This is a genomic window from Aquibacillus kalidii (assembly GCF_014280935.1).
Lineage (GTDB): Bacteria > Bacillota > Bacilli > Bacillales > Amphibacillaceae > Aquibacillus_D > Aquibacillus_D kalidii.
This window is the reverse complement of the sequence record NZ_JACLZI010000011.1, coordinates 108913-123233: the sequence shown is the minus strand read 5'-3', so window position 1 is coordinate 123233 and position 14321 is coordinate 108913. Positions and strand designations below refer to the sequence as shown.

General features: G+C 36.2%; 12 protein-coding genes and 1 riboswitch. Of the genes, 9 read left to right on the top strand and 3 right to left on the bottom strand.

Translation table 11 applies throughout. The features are described 5' to 3' along the window. Positions 1-382: 382 nt before the first annotated feature. From H7K77_RS01730 to H7K77_RS01695, 8 genes are all read left to right on the top strand, one after another. A complete protein-coding gene (locus H7K77_RS01730; protein ID WP_186575988.1) occupies positions 383-2107 on the top strand; it encodes an ABC transporter ATP-binding protein in 1725 nt (574 codons plus the stop codon). Further along, positions 2097-3929, top strand: coding sequence for an ABC transporter ATP-binding protein (locus H7K77_RS01725; protein ID WP_235988797.1), 1833 nt, complete (start codon positions 2097-2099; stop codon positions 3927-3929). Before H7K77_RS01730 ends, H7K77_RS01725 begins: the two co-directional genes overlap by 11 nt. A gap of 228 nt (positions 3930-4157) precedes the next feature. Then, positions 4158-5162, top strand: coding sequence for an LLM class flavin-dependent oxidoreductase (locus H7K77_RS01720; protein WP_186575987.1), 1005 nt, complete (start codon positions 4158-4160; stop codon positions 5160-5162). Positions 5163-5326: 164 nt separating this feature from the next. Further along, positions 5327-7684: an RNA polymerase recycling motor HelD gene (helD, locus tag H7K77_RS01715; protein ID WP_186575986.1), complete on the top strand. Its 2358-nt coding sequence runs from the start codon at positions 5327-5329 to the stop codon at positions 7682-7684. A gap of 150 nt (positions 7685-7834) precedes the next feature. Next, complete coding sequence (locus H7K77_RS01710; protein ID WP_186575985.1) at positions 7835-8674, top strand: aldo/keto reductase; 840 nt, start codon at positions 7835-7837, stop codon at positions 8672-8674. A gap of 553 nt (positions 8675-9227) precedes the next feature. After that, positions 9228-9464 (top strand): DUF362 domain-containing protein, encoded by a 237-nt coding sequence (locus H7K77_RS01705; protein WP_186575984.1) that lies wholly within the window; start codon positions 9228-9230, stop codon positions 9462-9464. Positions 9465-9642: 178 nt separating this feature from the next. Next, positions 9643-10110, top strand: coding sequence for an NUDIX hydrolase (locus H7K77_RS01700; protein WP_186575983.1), 468 nt, complete (start codon positions 9643-9645; stop codon positions 10108-10110). A gap of 91 nt (positions 10111-10201) precedes the next feature. Beyond that, positions 10202-11065 carry an AraC family transcriptional regulator gene (locus H7K77_RS01695; RefSeq protein WP_186575982.1) on the top strand — a complete coding sequence of 288 codons (864 nt, stop codon included), beginning with the start codon at positions 10202-10204 and terminating at the stop codon, positions 11063-11065. A 40-nt stretch (positions 11066-11105) separates the two neighbouring features. On the opposite strand, the gene thiW is transcribed toward H7K77_RS01695, so the two are convergent. Then, positions 11106-11600 carry an energy coupling factor transporter S component ThiW gene (thiW, locus tag H7K77_RS01690; protein WP_186575981.1) on the bottom strand — a complete coding sequence of 165 codons (495 nt, stop codon included), beginning with the start codon at positions 11598-11600 and terminating at the stop codon, positions 11106-11108. Positions 11601-11667: 67 nt separating this feature from the next. Continuing rightward, a riboswitch (TPP riboswitch) is annotated at positions 11668-11782 on the bottom strand. Positions 11783-12138: 356 nt separating this feature from the next. Here thiW and H7K77_RS01685 point away from each other — a divergent pair. Then, on the top strand, positions 12139-13110 hold the full coding sequence (locus H7K77_RS01685; RefSeq protein WP_186575980.1) for a ring-cleaving dioxygenase: 972 nt from the start codon (positions 12139-12141) through the stop codon (positions 13108-13110). A 249-nt stretch (positions 13111-13359) separates the two neighbouring features. On the opposite strand, the gene H7K77_RS01680 is transcribed toward H7K77_RS01685, so the two are convergent. Further along, a complete protein-coding gene (locus H7K77_RS01680; RefSeq protein WP_186575979.1) occupies positions 13360-13821 on the bottom strand; it encodes a GNAT family N-acetyltransferase in 462 nt (153 codons plus the stop codon). Between the two features lie 106 nt (positions 13822-13927). Beyond that, complete coding sequence (locus H7K77_RS01675) at positions 13928-14194, bottom strand: hypothetical protein (protein ID WP_186575978.1); 267 nt, start codon at positions 14192-14194, stop codon at positions 13928-13930. Positions 14195-14321 lie beyond the last annotated feature (127 nt).

The window sequence follows — 14321 nt, the reverse complement described above, 5'->3', positions numbered from 1 at the left end:
CTAACGTTGCGAAATTAGAGAAACCATAAGATTTCGCTTTGTTAGAGGGCAGCTAACGTCGCGAAATTAGAAAAACCATAAGATTTCGCTTTGTTGAAGGGTAGCTAACGTTGCGAAATTAGAGAAACCATAAGAATTCGCTTTGTTAGAGGGCAGCTAACGTCGCGAAATTAGAAAAACCATAAGATTTCGCTTTGTTATATTGCCTATCCAACTTCTTACTGGTGATTCTATATAAAATACGAAATAATGCTATTAAACTTTCGAAGCAGAATGGATTTAATTTTTGATGATGGGTTATTTCGTGGGTATAAGAATGGAGTGGGGGAGATCAATCATATATAATTGCGTTACTGAGCTTTTATTGGGGGAGTCCTATTAAATGAGAAAAGTATTTAACTATGTTCAAGGCTATAGTAAATCAATGTGGATTGCTCTCTTTCTAATGGCTACTGAATTAGCTGTAGAGCTTTCACAACCGTTAATAATGGCTAAAATAATAGATGAAGGGGTAGTCACAAGAGATTTATCTACAATAATAGTCTGGGGATCTATCCTGTTAGGTCTTACTTTAATCGCATTCACAGCAGGGATTTCAAGTTCATTTTTTGCTTCAGCAGTAAGTCAAGGTGTGGGACATGATTTAAGAAGAGATCTATTTTCTAAAGTCCAAGCTTTCTCGGCCATGCAAATGCAGAAGTTTTCAGCTTCTACTCTTCTAACTAGGATAACGAATGATGTCACACAAGTACAGGGATTGTTGTTCGGATTAATGCGGATCATGTTACGTGCGCCCTTATTTATTTTTGGTGGTATTATTCTGTCGTTTACTGTCCATGCGAAGTTAGCTACTGTACTTTTAATTGTTGTCCCTCTGTTATTTATCGTGATGTACATGATTATGACAAAGGGAATTTCCCTGTTTGGTAAGGTACAAGTCAAAGTTGATGCAGTGAATAGTACTATTAGAGAAAATTTACTGGCAATCCGCTTAGTTAAGGCATTCAATAATGAAGAGCATGAACAGACTAGATTTTCAAAGGCCAATGATGACTTGATGGAAGATAACAAAAAGGCGCTTAGACTCATGGAGTTAACGATGCCAACTGTCATGTTAGTCATGAATCTAAGTATGATTATATTATTATGGTTTGGGTCAGTTGAAATGAATAATCAACAAGCACAACCTGGTGAAATTGTTGCGATTATTAACTATGCTACAAGGATTATGGGATCGTTTGGTGTCTTCTCGTTTTTATTGACGAGTTTATCCAGGGGGCGAGCATCTGCCTCGCGTATTTCTAATGTATTAGAAAGTAAAGCGGAGGAAGTGGAAAGTAGATCAAATCCAGTAGATAAAGTAAATGGAGATATTGTGTTTAAAGATGTTTCGTTTACTTATCCGAATGCACACAATCTGGTTCTTTCTGATTTGTCCTTCCATATTAAGAAGGGTCAAACAGTCGGAGTCCTCGGTGAAACAGGATCTGGGAAGACGACGCTCTTACACTTAATCCCTAAATTATATGACATAAAGTCGGGTGTAATTGAGATTGATGGGAAATCTCTGGATAAATGGGGAAATTCAGTTCGAAACGCAATAACGTTAGTTCCGCAAGATGGCTATATTTTTTCTGGGACGATTAAAGAAAATATCGCTTGGGGTAAGGAGTTTGCCTCAATGGACGCTATTATTCATGCTGCCAAGGAGGCTAAGATACATGATTTTGTCTCCACGCTTCCAGATCAATACGAAACGGTAGTTGGACAACGTGGTGTTAATTTATCAGGTGGGCAAAAACAACGATTGTCTATTGCAAGAGCACTTTTGGCGGATCCAAGAATTTTATTGTTAGATGATAGTACAAGTGCTTTAGACGCTCAGACCGAGTCAGATGTCCTTCGTGCGATTCAAAAACGTGCGTGCACAACTATTGTTGTTGCGCAAAAGATTAGCTCTATTATCGATGCTGACCAAATTTTTGTTCTTGCGAGAGGTAAATTAGTAGCCAGGGGTAGTCATCAACATCTAATGGAAACTAGTAATTTATATAAACAGATCTATCAATCACAGCAAAACGAGGAAGTGGGCTTTGATGGTAAGTAAAGAAAATAGTAACCGTGTACAACAGACAACTTCTCGTCATAACCAAGGGCTAAAAATGAAAAAGCCAAAAATAAAAAATATAACCGCAACAATAAAGAGACTTTGGAGCTATATGTCCTATAACAAGCCATTATTTGCTCTTGTCATTGTTTTAGTAGTCATTAGTTCTGTTCTTTCATTACTTGGCCCGTACTTATTGGGGAAAGCAGTAGATGCGGTAATTGACGGTTCACAGACTTCTGTGTTATTTAAATTTATGATTATACTCTTTCTTGTTTTTGTCGGGCAGTCCATTGCGCTGTGGTTCCAAAATTCATGGATGATTACAATCGCGCAACAAACTGTATATAGAATCAGAAAGGATTTATTCAAACGCGTTTTACATTTACCAATTCAATACTATCAAACTGTTCAGAGTGGAGAGCTAATGTCTCGTCTGACGAATGATGTGGAAAATGTTAGTCGTACATTAAATTCTACTGTTATTCAATTAACGACGAGTGTATTAACATTAGTTGGAACAGTGGTGTTTATGCTATGGCTAAGTCCGTTACTTACTCTATTTACACTTATTATCGTCCCGATTATGTTTGTTGGAATGAATTGGATTACGAAAAGAACGAGTAGTTACTTTAAGGAACAGCAAGTACAATTGGGGGACATGAACGGTTATGTAGAAGAAACGCTATCTGGTCATACGATGATAAAGCTGTTCAATCAAGAAAAGAGAGTAATAGAAAAATATAAACAAAAAAATAGAGCATTAAAAGATGCAAGTTATTGGGCACAGGTGTATTCAGGATTTATTCCAAAGCTTATGAATACCCTAAACAATTTTAGTTTTGCAATCATTGTTGGAATAGGGGGCTTCTTTGCTATTAATGGAGATGTTGTAACAATCGGGGTAATTGTCACTTTTACAACCTATTCAAGGCAATTTACAAGACCACTAAATGATTTAGCCAATCAGTACAACGTGATCTTATCCGCTGTTGCAGGTGCGGAACGAGTATTTGAAGTAATGGATGAGCCCGAAGAAAAACAAAACGAGTATAAGGCAAACGATATTAATCAAATAAAAGGTGATGTTGATTTTGACTCCGTACACTTCTCCTATAACGAAGGGATGGATACGGTTAAGAATGTTTCTTTTTCCGTATCTGCTGGTGAAACAATTGCACTAGTTGGCCCAACAGGAGCGGGGAAAACAACTATCATCTCTTTGCTTTCAAAGTTTTATGAAGTGGAGAAAGGTGCTATTTTCATAGACGGTCAGAACTTAAACAATATAACAAGGTTTAGTTTAAGGGCACAAATGGGAATGGTGTTACAAGATTCTTATTTATTTGATACGACCATTATAGAAAATATTCGTTATGGAAGATTACAAGCTACCGACGAGCAAGTGATAGAAGCTGCAAAAGCTGCAAATGCAGATTCCTTTATTAGACAACTTCCTGAAGGATATTATACAGTTCTGGATTCAAATGGTAGTGGGATCAGCCAGGGGCAACGTCAATTAATCTCGATTGCGCGTGCAATGTTAGCAGATCCCTCTATACTAATTTTAGATGAAGCAACAAGCAGTATTGATACGATTACAGAAATGAAAATAAGTCAGGCGTTAAATACGTTAATGAAAGGCAGAACATGCTTCATCATAGCTCATCGTCTTAATACCATTCAACATGCAGATAAGATTATTGTACTTAATGACGGTCAAGTAATCGAACAAGGAACCCATCAAACATTACTGCATCAGGATGGTTTTTATGCTAATTTATTTTCGACCCAAAACCGTGCTGGGAATAGTGGAGATTAATAGTAGAAGTAATAGTCTTATAGGCCACAAAGGATATAAATAACCTAATTTATGCATGATTTTCCTCTTCACCTATTAAAATAGTATAAGCTAAATGATTATCGGTTTTTAATTCGCGTAGTCTACGCAAAGGGAAATCGTAAAAAAATTATCAATCTTCCTATATATCCCTGACAATTGCACTGATAACCATAGCTTATAGTTATTTTCAGAATGGGGGAAATATTGGTGGTTCGTTTGAGTATACTAGATCAAACTGTTATACCAGAAGGTAGTACAGCTCAAGTAGAGATAGAAAATACGACTAGATTAGCGCAAATAGCAGAACGGTTAGGATACCACCGTTTTTGGATGGCAGAACATCATCTGGAGACATCTGGTCATTCTAGTCCTGAAATATTAATTCCGCATGTTGCTTCTAAGACAACAACGATTCGTGTTGGTTCTGGAGGTGTGATGCTTCCTAACTACAGTGCATACAAAGTAGCAGAGAATTTTAGATTGCTTGAAGCGCTCTACCCTGGTCGTATTGATCTAGGGGTTGGGAGAGCGCCTGGTGGGATCCCACTTGCAACTATGGCGCTGCAAGAAAATCGTGATGAAATGGTAGATAGATTTCCGCAACAAATGGATGACTTAATTCACTACCTAACTGGTTCGAAAAAACAAAGTCATCGTTTTAAAGGATTAAAGGCAATGCCTGATATTAATACATGCCCGGAGCTGTGGGTATTAGGTTCAAGTGGGGGAAGTGCTGGATTAGCTGCTAAAAAAGGTGTCTCATATGCTTTTGCCCAATTTATTAGTGGGCAGCATGGAGGGAACATTGTTGCTAGCTATCACGACAGCTATTCTTCATCTGAAATACAGACGCAACCAAATGCAATGGTTGGATTCTTTGTTGTTTGTGCATCAACAGATCGAGAGGCAGAACAATTAGCAGCATCACTTGATGTTCACTTTTTACAAATTTCAAAGGGAGAAAAAACAGGTGGCATTCAACCGCCTGCACAAGCTATTAAATATCCTTTCTCTAATAAGGATTACCAAATAATTATGGAAAATCGAAAAAAGGTATTGGTAGGATCCCCAAAAACAATAAAACAACAAATTGAGAAGTTGAGTAAAGAGTACCAGGCGGAAGAGTTTATTTTGACAAGTATGATTTATGATTTTCATGCTAAGGTAAAGGGGTACCAATTGTTAGCAAGGGAATTTGAATTAATTAAATGATAGAAAAGCAATGCCACTTGCGAAATAACAAGTGGCACGTTTGTTTACATAGAGCATTGTCCATAATGTTATTACTTGAAAAGACCTTTATCCCCGAGTATGATTTTAATTACATTCATAATCGTAATGAACACACTAATGATAAAAATGGGGGTGTAGCCCAGATGAGTGAACAAAATAAAGATAAAGATTGGCTCAGTGAACAAACAAGAGTCAATATGGTAGTGAATGAAATAAAAAAGAAAATAGTCACATTGAAAGAAAAGGCTGGGGACCTGAAGGAACGGGTTATTGATATTAGGAAAAACTTTTGGGAAGATGTTACCGTAAATTTAGATGAACCGGACGATATCATAGAAACACAAGCTAGTCTGAAGCAACAGGCAGAGTTTTTATCTGAGCGTGAAAGAAGTCATGGCCAATTGAGTCAAACGTTAGATACATTGGAACGCTTAGAATCATCCCCTTATTTTGGACGCATTGATTTTCTGGAAAATGACTACTCTAATTCTGATCAAATCTACATCGGCTTATCTTCGGTGATGGATGAAAATGATGAGGAGTTTTTAATATACGACTGGAGAGCACCTATCTCAAGTCTTTATTATGATTACCCACCAGGGCCGGCTAAATATGAAACGGTAGAAGGTGAGATTGAAGGGGAAATAACTCTTAAACGCCAATTCATCATTCGGAACAGCGAAATAAAAGGAATGTTTGACACAGGCTTAACAATTGGAGATCACCTTCTTCAAGCAGTACTAGGCAACAATGCAGATACAAAGATGAAAAGCATTGTAGCAACAATTCAGCGCGAGCAAAATCAAATCATTCGAAATGAAAAAAGTAATTTATTAATTGTACAGGGAGTGGCTGGTAGTGGAAAAACATCTGCTGCCCTCCAACGAGTTGCGTATTTACTTTATAGATATCGTGAAACGTTAACGTCAGAAAACATCGTGCTTTTCTCTCCTAATCCATTGTTTAACAGCTATGTTGCTACTGTTCTTCCAGAATTAGGCGAAGAAAATATGAGGCAAACTACGTTTCATAACTATATGGATATCCAACTTGGAAAGCAATATACTATTGAAACTCCGTTTGAGCAAATGGAGTACTACTTAGAGGGCTCTAATAAAAGTCATCGGGTGAGGGTAAAGGCAATGAGTTATAAAGCAAGTCTAGATTTTAAACAGCTCATTGATGCTTATACTAATCAACTAGCGGAAAAAGGAATTAAGTTTCGTAATATAAAATTTAAAGGTAAAAGGCTAATAACAAAAGAAGAAATTGAAGATTACTTTTATTCATTAGATAGTCATATACCTATTGCCAATCGTATGGAATTAGTGGCAAAATGGCTACTTAGCAATTTAAAGAAGTTTGAAGTGAAAGAACGTTCTAAAGATTGGGTTATAGAAGAAAGTGAATTACTCGATAAAGAAGAATATTTACAAGTACATCACCAACTTCAAGAAGAAAATAAATTTAGTGATGATACGTTTGATGATTTTGAAAGAGAAGAGAAATTACTCCGAAAAAAAATTGTAGAAATGAAATTTAGACCAATGAAACAAAAAATTAAACGTATGTACTTTGTAGATGTTAGAAGTACATACCTAAAGTTGTTTACGGAATTTAAGCCAAATCAAGACCTTGTAGTTCCAGAATTTTGGCGAGATATTTGTAAGCAAACAATTGATAACCTAATGGATAGATATCTCCCTTGGGAAGATGCAACTCCGTATTTATACTTTGAAAAAAAATTAGTTGGTTTCGATGCTAATCGCGCTATTCAGCATGTGTTTATTGATGAAGCGCAGGACTACTCACCATTCCAGTTTGCTTACTTAAAAGAATTGTTTCCGAGTAGTCGCATGACATTGTTGGGTGATATAAACCAAGCAATCTATGCACATGCGTTAGAAGAAGAAACATTGTTGTCTGAGAAGATCCAAGAAAAACATGAACGAATTACTTTAACAAGAAGTTACCGTTCGACGCAACCAATTGTTGAATTCACAAAGAACTTTATGCCGAATGGCCATCTAATTGAGGCTTTTACCCGTGAAGGTAACTTACCGGTGTTAATGGAAGTGGAGAACTTATCGATTGTTCAGGAAAAAATGATCCAATCGATTGAGGAATTTAAGAACGATGGTCATCAAACGGTAGCTATTATTTGTAAAACAATGGCAGAAAGTAGAGAGGTATTTAATCAATTACAAAGCAATGTCGATGTAATGCTTATGGATCAACAAACCCATACATTCCAAAAGGGTGTATTAGTTATTCCTGCCTACTTGGCAAAAGGAATTGAATTTGATGCAGTTATTATCTATGACGCATCGGACTCCAATTATAAAGATGAATTAGAAAGAAACCTTTTCTATACAGCATGTACACGAGCAATGCATGAGTTATTGATGTTTTCTATTGGTACACCTAGTCCTTTTATTGAGCAAGTACCTAAACAGAAATATAAGCATTACAAGATACACACTGTATACCGTGAACAGTAAATCAAGAAAGGCTCTCTAATTGTATTAGGGGGCCTTTTTTTCGGGTAGAATAAATTTAGGTTTTAGGTGTTAGAAAGCTAAGCATTTTGTTTGTGTTTTCCATTAAATCTGCCAAAATAATAATAGAAAAAGTACAAGGAGGAATGTTCTATGGTAAAAAGCTTACAGGATACAACTACGTTACATAATGGAGTGAAAATGCCGTGGTTAGGGCTGGGTGTTTTCAAAGTTAAGGATGGTAAAGAAGCATCTGAGTCTGTCAAGGCTGCAATCAAGAATGGCTATAAAAGTATTGATACTGCTGCTATTTACGAAAATGAAGAAGGCGTAGGACAAGGAATTAAGGAATCTGGCGTTTCTCGTGAGGAACTTTTTATCACTTCCAAGGTTTGGAATAGTGATCAAGGCTATGAATCTACCCTTGCTGCTTTTGAAACAAGTCTTAACAAATTAGGATTAGATTATCTAGATTTATATTTAATTCACTGGCCAACTCCTGCTCAAGGGAAATTTAAAGATACATGGAAAGCATTAGAGAAGTTATATAAAGATGGGAAAGTTCGTGCTATTGGTGTAAGTAACTTTAAGGAACACCATTTAGAGGAACTAATTAAGGATGCAGAGATAAAACCTATGGTAAATCAGGTTGAATTCCATCCTAATTTTGCACAAAAAGAATTAAGAACCTATTGTAAAGAACAAGGAATACAGGTAGAAGCATGGTCTCCATTGAAACAAGGGGAATTGTTAGATGATTCCACTTTAATTAAAATTGGAGAAAAATATGGTAAGTCTCCTGCTCAGGTTATCATTCGTTGGGATCTCCAAAGTGGGGTAATTACAATTCCTAAGTCTACAAAAGAACACCGCATTATCGATAATGCAGATGTATTCGATTTTGAATTAACACAAGAGGATATGGAAGAGATTGATAAATTAGATACTGGTAAGCGAGCTTTCGCTGATCCAGATGAAATGAATAAATACTAACCTTATAATAGGCGCAATAATGCGCCTATTATTTTTATTAAGGCTCTTTTCATAAACCCAGTTCCCTTTATAATACTCAGTTGAGATAAAATCTGCAGTAACTAACTTCTTTATGATTATTATGAGATAAATGTTGGACAGCCGTTCCGGAAATATTCTACGCTTTCCGCGGGCTCGCGCTGAGCCTCCTCGGTCGCAAAGAACGCTCCCTGTGGGGTCTCACCGTCTTCGCTGTTTCCGCAGGAGTCTCCGTATATTTCCTCCACTAGCATAACTTTCATAAAAAAAGAGATGTGTTTTAATTATTTGATTTTAGGTATTAACCAAAACTGACTAGATAACACAAATCTAGCGGAGTATTCTGCCGAAGCGAGTGACGCACCCATCAAATAAGTAAATAATAAAATTACTTATTGGTGATTCTATAGATTTTACGACAAAAGGGAACAATAGTTATGATAAGGGCCTTTGGTAATGAGTGGATTGGTTGAATCCTTTTAGTATTTATTATTTAATTAAATAGATAAGATACGTAAAACTGGGAGGGAGTAACATGGCTTTTGTAATAACGGGTCCTTGTGAGACAGAAAAAGCGGGAGAGTGTGCAACGGTCTGTCCAGTCGACTGTATCGTAGAAGGCGCAGACCAATTTTATATAGATCCGGATGTTTGCATTGATTGTGGCGCTTGTAAATCAGTGTGTCCTGTCGATGCAATTGAAGAAGAATATGATTTAACACCAGAGCAAGAAAAATATTTAGAAAAAGCAGAGGCTTTCTTTGCTAGCTAAAAAAAAACCACTAACTACTGAGGTTAGTGGTTTTTTATTGAATTAATATTGATACTGTTGGGATTGCTATTTAAGGCACCTGTAATAAATAGGTTGTTGGCTCTTTTGGCATATATTCAGATTGATTTTATCTGGTATTATAAACCATAATAACTAAATTCTAAAAGGGGAAAATGGTATGGACTATATTAGCTATTTACGATCAATGGTAGGACATGAACGGGTGATTATGGTAGTTGCTGGTGCGTTAGTACTTAATAACCGAAATGAATTATTGCTGCAATTGCGATCAGATAACAATACATGGGGATTACCCGGTGGATATATGGAAATGGGAGAGTCTATTACTGATACCGCGAAGCGTGAGGTAAGAGAGGAAACGGGACTGGAGCTGGGGGAAGTAGAATTGTTTAGTATCCACTCTGGACCAGGTAACGATAAGACCCTAGAAAGTGGAGATAAAGTAGCACTTGTACAAATTTGGTTTACATGCAGGGAGTTCCAAGGAGATTTAATAAAGCGGAACGAGGAAACATTTGATACAAGATTTTATCCATTAGATCAATTACCTGAAAACATGTTTGCTAGTCATGAACAGGTAATCAAGGACTTTTTGTCAGGTAAGAGCGCTCCTATTATTCGATAATCAACAAATTACATATGGTTCATAGTGAGCAAGAAATGACCGGAAATTACTTTTTGAGAATAGTAGAGTAATAGATGAAGGGAGATTTGGTATGAATGGCATTCAACATCTAAGTAACTGTATCGATTATATTGAAGCTAGATTAGATCAAGAAATTGATGTGGATACACTTGCGACTATTTTTTGTTCGTCGAAGTTTCATTTCTTACGAATGTTCCGAATGATCACTGGTTTTACGGTGGCGGAATACGTTCGTAATCGTAGACTGACGCTATCTGCCGGTGAGATTATTACCCACGATATGAAAATCATTGATGTAGCTTTGAAATACGGTTATGAAACACCAGAGTCATTTTCCAAAGCCTTTCGAAAACTTCACGGCATTAGCCCTACACAAGCCAAACGAAAAGCTACCAATCTAAAAGCCTTCCCACCACTCTCTTTTCAAATAAAAGTAAAGGGTGAAGAAAGTATGGACTACAATATTAAGGAAACGAATTCATTTCAAGTAATCGGTAAGGAGCTACGAGTTACAACTAGAAATGGAGAAAATTTTAGGAGGATCCCACAATTTTGGGATGAGTTTAACAATAGTGAAACAGCTAAAGTTCTAGAAAAGCAGATTGGACTTTTGGGGATGCTCGGTATCTGTATGGAATTTGCCCCAGACCAAGAGGAGTTTACCTATTTCATTGGTGTCGAGAAAGGGGGATATCATTACTCAGATGGCTTGGTTGTTAAAGAGATTCCTAAAACTACTTGGGCTGTGTTTCCTGTCGTTGGTGCTATGCCTGATGCGATTCAAGAAACGACGAAGAGGATTTATTCTGAATGGTTCCCCGCTACAGGTTACAAGCATGCTGGATCGCCGGAGATAGAGGTTTATCCTGATCAGAAGGAAAGCATTCACTCAAGTAATTATCGTACAGAAATATGGATCCCGATAGCAAATTAAAGATAATAGGCTTAAGAGGTACACCTCCTAAGCCTATTAATTAGTTCTTAAAGGATGGTACCAATTCAGTATGTCTTATTCTAGATAAAATCAATACCCCAATAATGGCCCCGGTACAACTACTTACTAAAAAACCTGGCACGAAAGCAACTGCTCCAACGGACTGCCCCATTAGAATATTAGCGTATGGTACAGAAATTAAAGATCCAATAACTCCTGTTCCTATTATTTCACCAGTGGCTGCCATATAATGTTTCTTTGTTAAACGGAAAAGGTAACCAGCTAGTACTGCCCCAATCATGCCTCCTGGAAAGGCTAATAACGTACCAAGTCCAAGCATATTACGTAATAATCCAATAACAAATGCAATAATCATTGCTGGAATTGGTCCGAGGGTAACAGCTGCCATCACATTAACGGCATGCTGTACAGGGTAAGCTTTGGCTATGCCTGTGGGAAACCATAACAGTGAAGCACCTACAGTTCCAATTGCAACAAAAATAGCCATCGTAGTTAATAATCTTGTTCTATTCATTGTACTCTCCCCTTTTTTAGAAATAAAAAAACCAGACCCCATTAAAAATAGGACCTGGTTAGCACCATAAGTATTATTTCTACTTCCCTACGCTGGTATCAACCAGATCAGGTCCTTAAGAGTTAAAAAGCTTATCGCGCTTTTCTCTCAGCCTATGCTAATAGGCACCCCTAGTAGTAAGTCATTAAATTGTATAAAATAAGCTTACCATAGTCTCTGGAACAGTCAACTACTTTTAGGTACGGTACTAATTAGCTAAAAGGAAAAGAAAATATAAATGCATTCATCTTGAATTCGAGATAAATTAAGTTTATTATTACTATAAATTGCATTTAATAAAAATTTAACTAACATTAATTCTGCTTAAGCAGGTTTTATCATTTCACTTGCTTTGGCAAGAACTTAGATATCTCAAAGAAATCAAATGAATTACATTGGAGTTATGAAAGCAACAAATTATAAATAACGAATTATTTATAGTAATTAATTGGAAACACGGAAAAATAGAAGGATGACAAATGAAAAGGAGTTGGATCGGATGGAACTAAAAGGCATTCATCATGTTTCAGCTATTACAGCAATAGCTAAAAATAATTATGATTTTTACACAAGGGTATTAGGAATGCGTCTTGTTAAGAAATCCGTAAACCAAGATGATACGAGTATGTACCATTTATTTTACGCAGATGAGATTGGTAATCCTGGAACGGACTTAACGTTTTTTGAAATTATAAGAGCTGGCCACACTTACGAGGGGAATAATAGTATATCATTAACATCTTTGAGGGTGGCGAATGATGCTGCGTTACAGTATTGGAAAGAACGTTTTGTAGAGCTTAATATTGACCATCAAGAGATTATGGAACAGTTTAACCGTAAAGTACTTTATTTTAGAGACCCAGAAGGTCAACGCTTAATGTTAGTTTCAGATGAAACGAATAATGGAGTAGAAGCAGGTACTCCATGGAATAAGAGTCCTATTCCTCAAGATAAGGGGATAACAGGACTTGGACCAGTTAAATTAACTGTCCCTGATCCAATACCAACAGTAAAAGTTCTAACAGAAACAATGGGATTTAGACATGTCGGTAATTATCCTTCGTTACTAACGGATCAACCTGCAATTGAAGTGTATGAAACAGGTGAAGGTGGAACTGGGGCAGAGATTCATATTGAACATCGAAAAGATCTGCCAAAAGAAAGGCCAGGACGAGGAAGTGTACACCATGTAGCATTTCGGGTTGAAAACCAAGAAGAATTAGTAAAGTGGAAGGAAAGAATTCAAAAGCTCAGAATGCCTAATTCTGGATTAGTAGATCGTTATTATTTTCAGTCCCTTTATTTTAGAGAGCCAAATGGTATTCTCTTTGAATTAGCTACTGATGGACCGGGTTTTGCTACTGATGAAGAAGTTAAGCATTTAGGTGAGACTGTTGCTTTACCGCCATTCTTCGAGGATAGAAGGGAAGAAATTGAGGCGAAACTTAAACCATTAAATACTAAGAGATGACCTAGAAGGTACCTATCTAGTATTAGGTAGTTCCGATACCGTTGAAAAAATCTAAAATAACAACGCTTGGATTTTAATTGTGTCCAAGCGTTGTTTTATATTATGTGAACCTGTGACGTTACGAAAAACATATGGGATACCGACTATTTTAACATTCTCAGTAGAATTATGTTGATTGAACAATGCTGACTAACCACCCCAGTGTAATAAAAGAAAACATACCCGCACTTCACAATACTATTAAGAAGTCTATGCTAATCTTTTTAGAAGTTTTACATATTCACCATATTCATCTTCACCAAGATATAATAAGGTAGTAAATCCCTTCTTTTCATATAGATGTCTGGCGTTTAGGTTATCTGTATCTACACCAAGTGTTATTTCTTCATATCCCAGTTGTTTAGCATAATCAATCAGATAATCAACAATAATGCCACCTATTCCTCGATTACGATACTCTTTTTTCACAATTATACGAGATAGATAAATTCGTTTATTCGGAATAGTATAATCTGGGTCATTGTGATGCAACACTAATGAACCTTCTCCTATAAACTCGCTATTCTCCATGTAAATAAATGTAATTCTATTACCACTTACTATTTCGTCATAAAACATTTTAGCCATTTTCGGTTTCTTTTCAAAATCCCAAATATTACTACACTTATTATAATCTTCGGCGTTTAATTTCTCTATTTGATACGAAGTCATACTATATCCCCTCTCATATTCTCGTCCTGTAAGAACTGTCTATTTAAATTAATAAGAAATGAGTTTAAACATTAGCACAAATTTGGGTTTCTAATTATTGTTATCTTTACCTGAAATTAAAACCTATAATTATTGATAGTAACAATACTAATAAAAATACAGATAATTTAATCATTATAAATTTCTTACTTAAGCCTACTAATTTCTCAAGGTAGTTCGTATATTTAGTAGATAACACCAAACCAAAAAATAGTAGGTAAAATTCAGCTATACTACTAGGTTCCCAAATTGCCTTTACAACACAAAGTAGAATAAGTGTATTACCAAATTCACCTAAAATCATATTTAGATAGAGCTTCTGATTATCTCGCACTTATTTTCCTCCTGATAGTATTAACTTAATTTTAAAAAAGAGGTTCACATAATTCGAGGTTCCATAGAGTATGAAACTGAATGAAAATCCTCTAACAAGGTTTGCCCCATTTTGCCCCAATTATTTA